The organism is Bradyrhizobium sp. SZCCHNR1017 (assembly GCF_032381375.1).
Taxonomy (GTDB): Bacteria; Pseudomonadota; Alphaproteobacteria; order Rhizobiales; family Xanthobacteraceae; genus Bradyrhizobium.
In genome coordinates, this window is sequence record NZ_JAUHIR010000005.1 from 370,047 (window position 1) to 382,899 (window position 12,853).

Below are 12,853 nucleotides of genomic sequence, written 5' to 3' on the forward strand. Positions count from 1 at the left end.
GAATATGACTGTCTATGCGGGTCCGGTCTTCGAGATGGCCACCAATCAGTTCAACGTGATCGCCGACCATCTTGGCATCCCAGCCGACGAGCGGGACCGGCTGCTCTTGCCGAAGCGGGCGATCACCGTCTCGTGTCCGATCCACAAGGATGACGGCACGATCGCGGTCTATGAAGGCTACCGGGTCCAGCATCTGCTGACGATGGGGCCGACCAAGGGCGGCACGCGGTTCGCTCCGACGGTCGACATTGGCGAGGTCGCCGCGCTCGCGATCTGGATGAGCTGGAAATGCGCGCTGGTCGGGTTGCCCTATGGCGGCGCCAAGGGCGGCATCAATGTCGATCTCTCCAAGCTGTCGAAGCGCGAGCTCGAATCGCTGTCGCGCCGTTACATGCAGGAGATGATCCCGTTCGTCGGCCCGCATACCGACGTGATGGCGCCCGACATGGGCACCAACGAGCAGGTGATGGCGTGGTTCATGGACACGTATTCCATGTACCAGGGGCAGACGGTGATGGAGATCGTGACCGGCAAGCCGGTCTTCTCCGGCGGCACGTTGGGGCGCCGCGAGGCGACCGGCCGCGGCGTCGCCCATGTGTCGCGGCGGGTGATGGATGAGCTGGGCATCGACCCGACCAAGTCCACCGCGGTCGTGCAGGGCTTTGGCAACGTCGGCTCCTATGCCGCGCTCGGCTTCCACCAGATGGGCATGAAGGTGATTGCGGTCAGCGATCACACCGGCGCCCTCCATGATCCGCGCGGCCTCGACGTCCCGGCCTTGATGGCGCACGCCGCCAGGCACGGCAGCATCGCCGGCTTCTCCACCGAGCTCGCCTTCGATCCGCGGGAGATCCTGACCCTGGCCTGCGACATCCTCGTGCCGGCCGCGGTCGAGCGGGTGATCGACGCCAAGGTGGCGGCGAACCTGAAATGCCGCGTCATTGCGGAAGCCGCCAACGGCCCGACCACGCCGGACGCCGATCTGGTGCTCGACCAGCGCCGCAACGAGATCTTCCTCATTCCCGACATTCTCTGCAATTCCGGTGGCGTCATCGTCAGCTATTTCGAATGGGTGCAGGACCTGCAGCAGCTGTTCTGGGAGGAAGAGGAGGTGATGCGCAGGGAGTACCAGATCCTTGACCGTGCCTTCGAGCGCATGCTGACGCGCGGCAAGACCGACGGCATCTCCCACCGGACCGCGGCGATGGCGATCGGCGTGGAGAAGGTGCGCGCCGCCAAGAACTCGCGAGGGCTGTTTCCGTGATCACCGGCCTCGACCACGTCGTCGTCCTGCTGCAGGACATCCAGGCCGGCAGCGCCGCGTTCGAGACGCTGCTGGCGCGCAAGCCGTCCTGGCAGAATTCGGGCGAGGGCGCCGATCGCGTCCTGTTCACGCTCGACAATATGAGCCTGGAGCTGATGGCGCCGGCGGGCCAGGGCGTGGCCGCCGACCGCATCCGCAACGTCATCAAGATCTGGGGCGAGGGGCTCGCCAGTATCTGCTTTGCCACCGGCGATATCGGCAAGATGCATCGGCGGCTCGAGCGGGTCGCGCTGAAGCCGGATCCGATTGCCGAGGTCGACAACACCGACCGCATCTCGGGCCAGACGCTGCATTGGAAGCGCACCCGCGCCATGACCGATCTCACGCGTGGCGTGCGCATGTTCTTCCTCGAGCTCGCCGAGCCGCGCCCGCCGTCCGCCAAGACCGCCGATACGGCCGTGCTCGGCCTCGACCATATCGTGATCTCGACCGAGGATCCCGAACGCGCCGCCGCGCTCTACGGCGCGCGGCTCGGCCTCGACATGGCGCTCGACCGCAGCCATCAGGAATGGGGCCAGTTGATGTTCTTCCGCTGCGGCGACCTGATCGTCGAAGTGGTGAAGCGGCCGGTCGCCGGCAACGACAAGGCCCATGACAAGCTGTGGGGCCTGAGCTGGCGCGTCGCCGACATCGAGGCGACGCGCGCGCGGCTGCTCGCCGCCGGCCTGCAGGTCTCCGAGCCGCGCGCCGGCCGCAAGCCGGGCACACGGGTGATGAGCCTCTACAGCGGCACCTGCGGCATCCACACGCTGATCCTCGAGAAGACCCCGCGCGCGGCGGAGTGAGGTCGAAGCGGAGCCGACGGCGTCATGGGCCAGCCGCCCGTGATATAGGTCGGAACGGCATTCGGAGTCTTTGCCACGCCGATGATCTCTCCTTCCGAACCGGCTCCCGCCACTGTGTCCCGTCCACGCCGCGTCTTCATGCTTGGCGCGACGGGAACGATCGGCCGTGCCACGGTACGCGCGCTCGTCGCGCGCGGGCACGAGGTGGTCTGCTTCGTGCGTCCGCGCCAAGACGCCGTAAAGATCGCGGGCGCCACCGTCAGGACGGGGGATGTCACCGATCCCGCCTGCCTCGCACGTGACGGCTTTGGCGGTGAGCGGTTCGACGCCGTGGTGTCCTGCATGGCCTCGCGGACCGGCGTGCCCAGGGATGCCCAGGCGATCGACGACCAAGCGCATGTGAACGTGCTGGATGCCGCGTGGAGTGCCGGTGTGAGTCACTTCGTCCTGCTGTCCGCCATCTGCGTGCAGAAGCCGCTGCTGGCGTTTCAGAGGGCCAAGCTGGCGTTCGAAGCGCATCTGATGGAGCAGGGGCTGACCTACTCGATCGTCCGCCCGACCGCGTTCTTCAAGTCGCTGTCGGGACAGGTCGCGCGGGTGAGGCAGGGCCGGCCCTATTTGGTGTTCGGCGACGGCCGGTTGACGTCGTGCAAGCCGATCAGCGACGGGGACCTCGGCGACTATCTGGCCGGATGTCTCGACGACGAGCGCCGCTGGAACCGGGTGCTGCCGATCGGCGGCCCAGGCCCCGCCATCACGCCGATCGAACAGGGCGAGCATCTGTTCGCGCTGCTCGGACGCAAGCCGCACTTCCGGCACGTCCCGGTGGTGCTGCTCGATGTCATGATCGGCGGGCTCGATATTGCCAAGCGGATCGTGCCGTCGCTGGCCGACAAGGCGGAGCTCGCCCGCATCGGCCGCTACTACGCGACCGAATCCATGCTGGTGCTCGATCCCGCCACCGGCCGCTACGACGCCGACGCGACACCCTCGACGGGCTCCGAGACGCTGTTCGACTACTACGCCAAGCTGATCCGCGGCGCGGCCACGGCCGAGCGCGGCGACCACGCTGTATTTTAAGTCCCGGTCTCTCCCCGTCATTGCGAGGAGCGAAGCGACGAAGCAATCCAGAGTCGCGTGCGCGGCCCTGGATTGCTTCGCTTCGCTCGCAATGACGATGGTGAGAGTTGTGTTGGCGCGGTGAGACTTGAGCGGACGGCGGTGAAACATGCGGTCACCATCTCGCGGCGCGATTTCGCGTCCGAGCTTTACCGTTCGTCCTGCCCTCTTCGAGAAGAGGGCACGGGGAATGCCGGGCGCTGGCCGCACCCATGGCCCGCCTGCGGAAAAAATGCAGGCGGCAGGAACCACAGGTTCAGCCGAGAACACCCGGCATTCCCCGCGCGATGGTTTGACGGCTGCTTCGCGTTCTCCCCGGTGCTCCGGGCTTTCTGGCCACCGTTGCCCGCGCGGCGCGTGAGCGCCGGCACGGGCGTGACACCAGCGTCGGGGTGTCAGGACCACGCGACTTGACCGTGCGCATCGCTGCCGTTCGTCCGCGCGAGGTTCACTCGCGCGCAGCACCGACACGCCCACCGCATCCCGCACCCGACGTTCGTGACGACCGCGAAGCGCCCCTCTTGTGAGGCGGGACGGGAGAACGTATACACGAATTCTGAAAAAAAGAAAGAAGATTCTTTCGACGGGTGAGTGTCGGCGGAAGCGGGCGGGGATCGCCCTCTTTGTGTCGCCGGTCGGACCTTCCGACAGCCGCGCGTAGGGCGGATTGCGGACTGAATTGCTTCGGTCACGCCGCGCAACGTGATCCTCGCCTCAGCCGACCACACACGGCACGCTCGCAAACCCGCGAAACCGCACCCGGCCGCCGCGCACTGGCTCGCCCTCGAGCTGATAGTTCGGAAACCGCGCCAAGAACCGCCCAATTGCCACCGCGCCCTCCAGCCTTGCCAGCGCCATCCCGGCGCATTGATGGGCGCCGGTGCCGAAGGCGAGGTGGCGGTTGGCGAGGCGGGTGATGTCGAAGCGCTCGGGATCGTCGAACTGGGCGGGATCGCGGTTGGCGGCGCCGATGCACAGCGTGACCGATGTTCCGGGCGCCAACGCGATGCCGCCAAGCTCGACGGATTCCGTCGTCATCCGGTTGCCGAGCTGGTTGGAGCTCTCGTAGCGCAGGATCTCTTCGACCGCGGTGCGGATCAGGTTGGGGGCCTCGATCAGCCTCTCGCGCTCGGCCCGATGCTGGCCCAGCAGGACCAGGCCGTTGCCGATCAGATTGGTGGTGGTCTCGTGGCCTGCATTGAGGAGGAAGATGCAGTTGTGCAAGAGCTCCGTCTCGCTCAGCCGCTCGCCGTCGGCCTCGCCCTGGATCAGCCGGGTCAGCACGTCGCGCTCGGGATTGCCGGGAGCCGCGCGCCGCCGCGCGACCAGGTCTTTGAGATAGGTCAGCATGTCGCCGACCGCCTGGTTGCCACAGGCGAATTGCTCGGCCGACAGCACCGGCTCGAGCGCGCCGAGGATGGCGAGCGACCAGTCGCGCAAGGGACCGCGCTCCTCGTGCGGCACGCCGAGCAGGTTGCCGATCACCTCGATCGGAATTGCCGCGGCGAAATCCTCGATCAGCTCGAAGCGGTCCTTGGCGGCGATCCGGTCCAGCAGTCCGTCGACCAGCGCGATCAGCGCCGGCTCCATCTCGGCGATCGCGCGCGGCGACAGCGCGCCCATGATCAGGCGGCGCACCCGGGTGTGCGCCGGAGGATCGTTGAAGACGAGGCTCGTCGTGTGATGCTCGTACAGCAGCGAGTTGCCGTATTTGGGCGCGAACTCGCGCTTCTTGTCCGACGAGAACGTCCTGGTTGCCTTGTAGGCGGTGACCAGATCGTCGTAGCGGGTGAGGAAATAGGAGCCGTTGCGCATGCGCTTGACCGGGGCGTGCCGGCGCAGCGCGCGATAGGTCGGGTAGGGATCGGCGTAGAACTCCGGCGTCAGGCTCTCGAGATCGAACTGGCTGGCGAGCGCTGCGTCGTCGGTCATGTCTAGTCCTCCCGGCCGATTCTTGTTTTTGTCCCGGTGAGCGTCGCACGGCGAGCGGCGGAAGAAAATGTGCCCGCCGCGGTGGTTCCCGCGCGGCCCTGCGTCCACCGATGGAGCGGGTGCCCCAGATCCGCCGCTTTGAGAGGTATAGAATTGCCTTTGGCGCCGGTGAAATCCCGCCTGCGATTTCAGGGACTTGGCCGCCGACCCTGCTGCGCCGCGGCATCTTTCTTGACATAGATCAAGTGAGTATTTACTCACGGCCGATGTCCACCTTGCGCATGACAAGCGATCTCCGGAGGCAGCTGATCCTCGGTGCAGCCAAGCGCTGCTTCGCGCGTCATGGCTATGCCGGCACCACGACCAAGAGCGTGGCCGCCGCGGCGGCGATCTCGGAAGCGCTGCTGTTCAAACATTTCCCCTCCAAGGCGGCGCTCTATGCGGAGATCCTCACCGAGGAGTGCGAGACCGATCCGGATTTCGAGGTGCTGCTCAGCCAGGAACCTTCGACCGCGACGCTGGTCATGCTGATGGCCGGGATGGTCCGGCATTTCCTCGGCATTGCCGACGGCCCCAATGAGGAAGAAGAGCAGCGGCTGCGGCTGATGGCGTCGAGCCATCTCGACGATGGCGAGTTCGCAAGGCTGCTGTATACGAAGATCGATGATCTGATCGGCGCCAAGTTCGTTAACTCTCTGGACAGCGCCGTTGCCTCCGGTGACGCCGTGCGATTGGCGGCCGCGCCGCGCGATCTGTTCTGGTTCGCGCATCACACGGTCTTGATGGCGGCATTGACGCGGCTTCCATCCATTCCCTGTGTGCCGTATGGAACTGCGGCGAGCCTGGAGCGCCAGCTCAGCGAATTCATCCTGCGCGGCATCGGACTGACCGACGCCGCCATTGCGTGCTACCTCGATCACGAATTGTCGCAACCTCCGGCCCGGCCGGCGACGGCAGAAAGTGCATGACATGAACATTGCGACGGAACCCAAGCTCTCAGGAAAGCCGGTCCACGGCAAGCCGCGCAAGCGCACCCGCCCGGTGCTGTGGTTCATCGTGGTTGGCGGCCTGCTCGTGGCGCTGGTCGGCGGTCTCGTATGGTTCAACATGTTCCGCGACAAGATGATCGCGCAGTTCTTCGCCAACATGAAGCCGCCGCCGCTCAACGTCAGCGTCGCGACGGCGAGTTCGGAGACGGTGCCGAACCTGTTGACCGCAGTCGGCGATCTCGCCGCCGTGCATCAGGTCAACGTGACCTCGGACGTCAGCGGCCGCATCACCGACATCATGTTCACGCCGGGCTCCACGGTGAAGCAGGGCGCGCCGCTGGTGCAGCTCTATGACGCGCCGGATCAGGGCGATCTCGCCAACTACAAGGCCCAGGTGACTGTGGCGCAATTGTCGCTTGATCGCGCCAAGCAGCTGGCGTCGCGCCAGTTCGGGCCGCAGGCGACCGTCGACCAGGCCCAGGCCGCGTACGACCAGGCCCAGGCCGGCATCGCCAAGACCGAGGCGCTGATCGCGCAGAAGCTGGTGCGCGCGCCGTTCGACGGCGATCTCGGCGTCCGCAAGGTCGAGGTTGGCCAGTATCTCAGCGCCGGCACGCAGATCGTGTCGCTGACCGATCTGTCGGAGCTGTGGGTGAACTTCACCGTGACGGAGAAGGACAGCGGCCAGCTCAAGGTCGGCCAGACCGTTCGCATCGGCGTCGATGCCTATCCGGGCCGGACCTTCGAAGGCAAGATCACCACGATTGAGCCGCAGATCGCGACCGACACGCGCAACATCCGCGTGCAGGCGACGATCGCCAATCCGGAGCGCATCCTGAAGCCGGGCATGTTCGCCACCGCCACCGTGGTGCTGCCGGAGAAGCCGCCGGTGCTGACGGTGCCGGAGACCGCGGTCGACTACACGCTCTATGGCGACTCGGTGTTCGTGATCAACGAGAAGAAGACCGACGACGGCAAGACCGCGCTGACGGCCGACCGCATCTATGTGCAGACCGGCGACCGCATCAACGGCCGCGCGGTGATCCTCAAGGGCCTCAAGGAAGGCGATCGCGTCGTCGCCGTCGGCCAGCTCAAGATCCAGTCCGGCGCCGCGGTCGCGATCTCCACCGATCCGCTGCCGCCGGTCCCGGCGAAGCCGCCGCGCTACTGAGCGACCTCTGATCCAATGCTGGGCCGCCCTGAGGCGGCCCGCCCGGACCTCATCTGACTTCTGCTGACGGGATTGCCGCGATGCGTTTCACCGATATCTTCATCAAGCGCCCGGTGCTGTCGGTCGTGGTCAGCCTGCTCATTCTGCTGCTCGGCCTGCGCGCCGCCTTCGTGCTGCCGATCCGGCAATATCCGAAGCTGTCCAACACCGTCGTCAACGTGACGACCGTCTATCCCGGCGCCTCCGCCGATCTGATGCAGGGCTTCATCACCACGCCCTTGGAGCAGGCGGTCGCATCCGCCGAGGGCGTCGACTACATCACCTCGTCCTCGGTGCAGGGCACCAGCACGATCCAGGTGTTCATCAAGCTCAATTTCGATCCGAACCAGGCGCTCACCGAGGTGCTCGCCAAGGTGAACTCGGTCCGCTACCTCATTCCGAAGGAATCCAACGATCCCATCGTCACCAAGACGACGGGACAGACGACCTCGGTGATGTATCTCGGCTTCTCCAGCGAGGAGCTGTCGGGCTCGGCGATATCAGACTATCTGACGCGCGTGGTGCAGCCGGTGCTGTCGACGGTCGACGGCGTCGCCGCGGCGAACATTCTCGGCGGCCAGACCTTTGCGATGCGGATCTGGCTGAACCCCGAGAAGATGGCCGGCCGCAACGTGTCGCCGACCGACGTCGCGGCAGCGATCGCGGCCAACAACTTCCAGTCCGCGGCCGGACAGGCGAAGGGCTATTTCATCGTCTCCAACGTCACGACCAACACCGGCCTCACCGACGTCAACCAGTTCAAGCGGATGATCGTCAAGGCCAAGGACGGCGGCTTCGTCCGCATGGAGGACATCGCCACCGTCGAGCTCGCCGCGCAGAGCACCGACGCCAGCGTCGCCTTCAACGGCGAGCGCGCCATCTTCATCGGCGTCGACGCGACGCCGCAGGGCAACCCGCTCAACATCGTCAAGGGCGTGCGCGCGCTGTTCCCCGACCTCGAGCGCAACCTGCCGCCATCGATGAAGATGAAGGTGGCCTATGATTCCACCAAATTCATCCAGTCCTCGATCGACGAGGTCGAGCATACGCTCGGCGAAGCGGTGCTGATCGTCATCGTCGTGATCTTCCTGTTCCTGGCGTCGCTGCGCTCGGTCATCATTCCGGTGGTGACGATCCCGCTGTCGCTGATCGGCGTCTGCACGATGATGCTGGCGTTCGGCTTCAGCATCAACCTGCTGACCCTGCTGGCGATGGTGCTGGCGATCGGCCTCGTCGTCGACGACGCCATCGTGGTGGTGGAGAACATCCATCGCCATCTGGAGGAGGGCAAAGCACCCGTGCAGGCCGCATTGCAGGGCGCCCGCGAGATCGTCGGCCCCGTCGTCTCGATGACGATCACGCTAGCGGCGGTGTATGCCCCGATCGGCTTCCTCGGCGGTCTCACCGGCTCGCTGTTCCGCGAATTCGCGTTCACGCTCGCCGGCTCGGTCATCGTCTCCGGCGTCATCGCGCTGACCCTGTCGCCGATGATGTGCTCGGTGCTGCTGCGCAGCGCCGAGGAGGGCCGCTTCGCGCGGCTCGTCAACCGCGTGTTCGGCGCGATGACGCGCTGGTACGGCCGCCAGCTCGACCGCTCGCTCGACTACCGGCCGGTGACGGCGCTGTTCGCGCTGACGATCCTCGGCCTCGTCGGCTTCCTCTACATGCACACCTCGAAGGAGCTGGCGCCGGAGGAGGATCAGGGCATCGTGTTCTCGATCACCAAGGCACCGAAATACGCCAACATCGACTACATCAACTTCTACACAGACAAGGTCGACAAGGCGTTCCAGAAGTTCCCCGAGACCGATCTTCGCTTCGTTCTGAACGGCATCCTCGGCCCGCAGGGCGGCTTTGCCGGCATGCTGCTCAAGCCCTGGGACGAGCGCACGCGCTCCTCGATCAAGCTGAAGCCGCTGGTGCAGGCGGAGCTGTCCAAGATCGAGGGCATCAACGCCTTCGCCTTCAACCTGCCGGCGCTGCCGGGCGGCCCCGGCGGCCTGCCGGTGCAGATGGTGATCAGCTCGACCAGCGGCTTCCAGGCGGTCTATGAGCAGATGGCCAAGCTGAAGGACGCCGCCCGCAAGAGCGGCATGTTCATCGTCTCCGACAGCGACCTCGAGTTCAATCAGCCGGTGGTCAAGGTCTGGATCAATCGCAGCAAGGCGAGCGATCTCGGCATCACCATGCAGTCGATCGGCAACACGCTGGCCGTACTGCTCGGCGGCAACTACATCAACCGCTTCAACCTCGAGGGCCGCTCCTATCAGGTGATTCCGCAGGTGCCGCGTGACAAGCGGATCTCGCCGGAATCGCTGTCCGGCTACTATGTCGCGACCTCGGCCGGCCAGCAGGTGCCGCTGTCGACCGTCGTCAACATCGAGACCGCGACCGACCCGAACTCGCTGACGCATTTCAACCAGCTCAACTCGGCGACCTTCTCCGCCGTGCCGATGCCGGGCGTCACCGTCGGGCAGGCGGTCGACTTCCTGGAGAAGCAGGCCAAGAACCTGCCGTCCGGCTTCAGCCACGACTATCTCGCCGACGCCCGTCAATACGTCCAGGAGGGCAATCAGCTCGCCATCACCTTCGGCTTCGCGCTGGTCATCATCTTCCTGGTGCTGGCGGCGCAGTTCGAGAGCCTGCGCGATCCGCTGGTGATCATGATCAGCGTGCCCATGGCGATCGTCGGCGCGCTGATCCCGCTGTTCTTCGGGCTGGCGACCATGAACATCTACACCCAGGTCGGCCTGCTGACGCTGGTCGGCCTGATCACCAAGCACGGCATCCTGATGGTGGAGTTCGCCAACGAGCTGCAGCTCAACGAGGGGATGGACCGCCGCACCGCCATCGAGACGTCCGCGCGCATCCGCCTGCGGCCGATCCTGATGACCACGGCGGCGATGGTCACCGGCCTGATCCCGCTCTTGACCGCGACCGGCGCCGGCGCCGCCAGCCGCTTCTCGATCGGCCTCGTCGTCGTCGCCGGCATGTCGATCGGCACCTTGTTCACACTGTTCGTGCTGCCGGCCGTCTACACCGTCATCGCCACCAACCACCAGGCCGCCGCCAAGTCGCTGCGCGCCCGGCAGATCGCCCAGTTCGACGCCGAGACCGACCACGCGCTGAAGGCGACGTGAGCGGGCAGTTTCTTTGGGGGGCTGAAGATCAACGGCGGCTGCTCCTGGCAGTCGCCGTTTTTGTCGGGCCGTCTCTTTCTCCCCTTACTGTCGTCACGGCCGGCGGCGCCCGCCGCGGCGCTCAGCACAGCGGCCTCTTAAAGAACAGATGGTCGAGCAGGATCAGCAGAGCGGCGATGCCGATGATGATGAAAAACGCGAAGGCGTAGTGCAATGACCGATGGAAGTGCGTGCGATAGGCGCGGGAATATTCGTCGGCAGTGACACGGCGGAGCGTGAACCAGCCGCGCCATTCCGGTGCATGGCTCGCCATCAAGACCCGCTCGCGAAACGCCAGCGCCCAGATCACGACGCCAGCCCCCATGTCGACGATCGTCAACAATCGCAGGAGATCCTCAGCCATTCGAGCTAGCATGGAGAGGCCTCGCTCACTCGTCCTGCTGCGGATCGAGCGCGTCGCGCAGGCCGTCGCCCAGCAGGTTGAGCGACAGCACGACCAGGAAGATCGCAAGCCCCGGCCAGATCGCCATCCACGGTGCATTGGTGAGGAAGCGCTGGGCGGCGTTGAGCATGCTGCCCCAGGACGGGGCCGGCGGCTGCTGGCCCAGGCCTAGGAATGACAGCGCGGCCTCGGCGATGATGGCGGCGGCGACCGACAGCGTCGCCTGCACCAGCAGCGCCGGCATGATGTTCGGCAGGATGTGCCTGACCGCGATCTGCAGGTCGGTATCGCCGACGCTGCGGGCGGCCTCGACATATTCCTCGACCTTGACGCTCATCACCTCGCCGCGGGTCAGCCGGACGAAGATCGGCGTCGCCGAGATGCCGATCGCGATCATGGCATTGCCGAGGCTCGGCCCCAGGAACGCCGCCAGCGCGATCGCCAGGATCAGGAATGGGCAGGCCAGCATCGCGTCGGTGATGCGGCTGATCAGGGCATCGAGGAAGCCGCCGCGGTAGCCTGCGATCATGCCGATCGGGACGCCGATCGCCAGCGCGATGGCGACCGAGATCGCTCCGGCCAGCAGCGAGGCCCGCGCGCCGTAGATCACGCGGGCCAGCACGTCGCGGCCGAGATCATCGGTGCCGAGCCAATGCGCCGCCGACGGCGCCTTGCGCACCAGCGCCCAGCTCGTCTTGATGGGATCGTAGGGCGCCACCACCGGCGCGAGCACGGCGAGCAGGATGAAGGCCGTGATCAGGCAGAACCCGACCATGGCGCCTTTGCGCTTCACCAGTCGGCGCAAGGTGCGCTGCATCGGCCGCTCGAGCGGAGCGAGGGCGCGTGCCCCGTGCGGAGCTGACAGCGTCGTCTCGGCCATCTCAGCTCCTCAGCCGCGGATTGACGAGGACATAGGCGAGATCGGCGATCAGGTTCAGCATGATGTAGACGGTGGCGGTGACCAGCACGACGCCCTGCACGACGGCGTAGTCGCGATTGAACACGGCATCGACGATCAGCTTGCCGAAGCCGGGGATCGAGAAGATCTGCTCGGTCAGCACGGCGCCGGACAACAGCGTCCCGAGCTCGAGCGCGCCCAGCGTGATCACCGGCGTCAGGGCATTGCGCAGCGCGTGGCGCAGGATGACCTGGCGTTCGGAGATGCCCTTGGCGCGCGCGGTGCGGATGTAGTCGCTGCCCAGCACCTGCAGCATCGCGCTGCGGGTGTGGCGCATCAGGATCGCGGCGATGGCGTTGCCGAGCACGAAGGCCGGCATGATGGTGGCGGCGAGGCTGGCCCGCCAGTCCTCGGCGGGCGAGACGTAACCGGAGGCGGGGAGCCAGCCGAGCTGGATCGAGAACAGGAAGATCAGCATGATGCCGAGCCAGAAGTTCGGCGTCGAGATGCCCCACAGCGCAAACAGGTTGGCGGCATAGTCCCAGGCCGTCCCGCGCTTCACGGCGGAAACGATGCCGGCGGGAATGCCGATCAGGAACGCGATCACGATCGCCATCGAGGCGAGCTGCAGGGTTACGGGCAGCTTCTGCAGGATGAGGTCGCGCACCGGCATCTTGATGCGCAGCGACTCGCCGAAATCGCCCGAGAGCACGCCCTTGATCCAGTAGCCGTACTGAACCGGAAGCGGCTGGTCGAGCCGATACTGTTTGCGGATCTGCTCGATCACCGCCGGATCGCGCTCCTCGCCGGCCATCACCAGCGCGGGATCGCCGGGCAGGAGCTGTTGCAGCGAGAAGATGAGGATGGAGACAAAGATCAGCGTCGGGATGATCTGGGCGATGCGGCGGGCGAGGAACGTCAGCATGATCTGCGTCCCTCGCGGCAGTCACCCGGCGCGTCATCGGAAACCGGTCGTGCTCCCAGCGTTCCCTCCCCCACAAGGGGCGAGGGAGC

General features: G+C 66.1%; 10 protein-coding genes. 6 read left to right on the top strand and 4 right to left on the bottom strand.

The features are described 5' to 3' along the window. Positions 1-4: 4 nt before the first annotated feature. The 3 genes from QW863_RS16165 (at position 5) to QW863_RS16175 (ending at position 3,189) form a co-directional block, all read left to right on the top strand. Entirely contained in the window at positions 5-1,264 is a 1,260-nt protein-coding gene (locus tag QW863_RS16165) for a Glu/Leu/Phe/Val dehydrogenase (RefSeq protein ID WP_315715748.1), read from the top strand. Then, positions 1,261-2,109 carry a VOC family protein gene (locus QW863_RS16170; protein ID WP_315715749.1) on the top strand — a complete coding sequence of 283 codons (849 nt, stop codon included), beginning with the start codon at positions 1,261-1,263 and terminating at the stop codon, positions 2,107-2,109. Before QW863_RS16165 ends, QW863_RS16170 begins: the two co-directional genes overlap by 4 nt. Positions 2,110-2,247: 138 nt before the next feature. Continuing rightward, positions 2,248-3,189: an NAD(P)H-binding protein gene (locus QW863_RS16175; RefSeq protein WP_315715823.1), complete on the top strand. Its 942-nt coding sequence runs from the start codon at positions 2,248-2,250 to the stop codon at positions 3,187-3,189. Positions 3,190-3,942: 753 nt separating this feature from the next. Here QW863_RS16175 and QW863_RS16180 read toward each other — a convergent pair. Further along, positions 3,943-5,160: a cytochrome P450 gene (locus tag QW863_RS16180; RefSeq protein WP_315715750.1), complete on the bottom strand. Its 1,218-nt coding sequence runs from the start codon at positions 5,158-5,160 to the stop codon at positions 3,943-3,945. Between the two features lie 281 nt (positions 5,161-5,441). Here QW863_RS16180 and QW863_RS16185 point away from each other — a divergent pair, with 281 nt between their 5' ends. From QW863_RS16185 to QW863_RS16195, 3 genes are all read left to right on the top strand, one after another. After that, entirely contained in the window at positions 5,442-6,128 is a 687-nt protein-coding gene (locus QW863_RS16185; RefSeq protein ID WP_315715751.1) for a helix-turn-helix domain-containing protein, read from the top strand. A gap of 1 nt (position 6,129) precedes the next feature. Continuing rightward, positions 6,130-7,320, top strand: a complete 1,191-nt coding sequence (locus tag QW863_RS16190) for an efflux RND transporter periplasmic adaptor subunit (protein ID WP_315715752.1) — start codon at positions 6,130-6,132, stop codon at positions 7,318-7,320. An 80-nt stretch (positions 7,321-7,400) separates the two neighbouring features. After that, positions 7,401-10,499: a MexW/MexI family multidrug efflux RND transporter permease subunit gene (locus QW863_RS16195; RefSeq protein ID WP_315715753.1), complete on the top strand. Its 3,099-nt coding sequence runs from the start codon at positions 7,401-7,403 to the stop codon at positions 10,497-10,499. A gap of 121 nt (positions 10,500-10,620) precedes the next feature. Here the strand turns inward: QW863_RS16195 and QW863_RS16200 are convergent, their stop codons facing one another. From QW863_RS16200 to QW863_RS16210, 3 genes are all read right to left on the bottom strand, one after another. Then, the gene (locus tag QW863_RS16200) at positions 10,621-10,902 is read right to left on the bottom strand and encodes a hypothetical protein (protein WP_315715754.1); all 282 of its coding nucleotides are present in this window, start codon (positions 10,900-10,902) and stop codon (positions 10,621-10,623) included. 25 nt (positions 10,903-10,927) lie between these two features. Continuing rightward, entirely contained in the window at positions 10,928-11,758 is an 831-nt protein-coding gene (locus QW863_RS16205) for an ABC transporter permease (RefSeq protein ID WP_315715824.1), read from the bottom strand. 64 nt (positions 11,759-11,822) lie between these two features. Then, positions 11,823-12,764, bottom strand: coding sequence for an ABC transporter permease (locus QW863_RS16210; protein WP_315715755.1), 942 nt, complete (start codon positions 12,762-12,764; stop codon positions 11,823-11,825). Positions 12,765-12,853: the final 89 nt, after the last annotated feature.

What these genes read in the sequence shown, in the direction of transcription:
- QW863_RS16165 (WP_315715748.1), top strand. Translation starts at nt 5, where the DNA reads ATGACTGTCTATGCGGGTCCGGTCTTCGAGATGGCCACCAATCAGTTC.
- QW863_RS16175 (WP_315715823.1), top strand. Translation starts at nt 2,248, where the DNA reads ATGCTTGGCGCGACGGGAACGATCGGCCGTGCCACGGTACGCGCGCTC.
- QW863_RS16180 (WP_315715750.1), bottom strand. Translation starts at nt 5,160, where the DNA reads ATGACCGACGACGCAGCGCTCGCCAGCCAGTTCGATCTCGAGAGCCTG.
- QW863_RS16185 (WP_315715751.1), top strand. Translation starts at nt 5,442, where the DNA reads ATGACAAGCGATCTCCGGAGGCAGCTGATCCTCGGTGCAGCCAAGCGC.
- QW863_RS16190 (WP_315715752.1), top strand. Translation starts at nt 6,130, where the DNA reads ATGAACATTGCGACGGAACCCAAGCTCTCAGGAAAGCCGGTCCACGGC.
- QW863_RS16195 (WP_315715753.1), top strand. Translation starts at nt 7,401, where the DNA reads ATGCGTTTCACCGATATCTTCATCAAGCGCCCGGTGCTGTCGGTCGTG.
- QW863_RS16200 (WP_315715754.1), bottom strand. Translation starts at nt 10,902, where the DNA reads ATGGCTGAGGATCTCCTGCGATTGTTGACGATCGTCGACATGGGGGCT.
- QW863_RS16205 (WP_315715824.1), bottom strand. Translation starts at nt 11,758, where the DNA reads ATGCAGCGCACCTTGCGCCGACTGGTGAAGCGCAAAGGCGCCATGGTC.
- QW863_RS16210 (WP_315715755.1), bottom strand. Translation starts at nt 12,764, where the DNA reads ATGCTGACGTTCCTCGCCCGCCGCATCGCCCAGATCATCCCGACGCTG.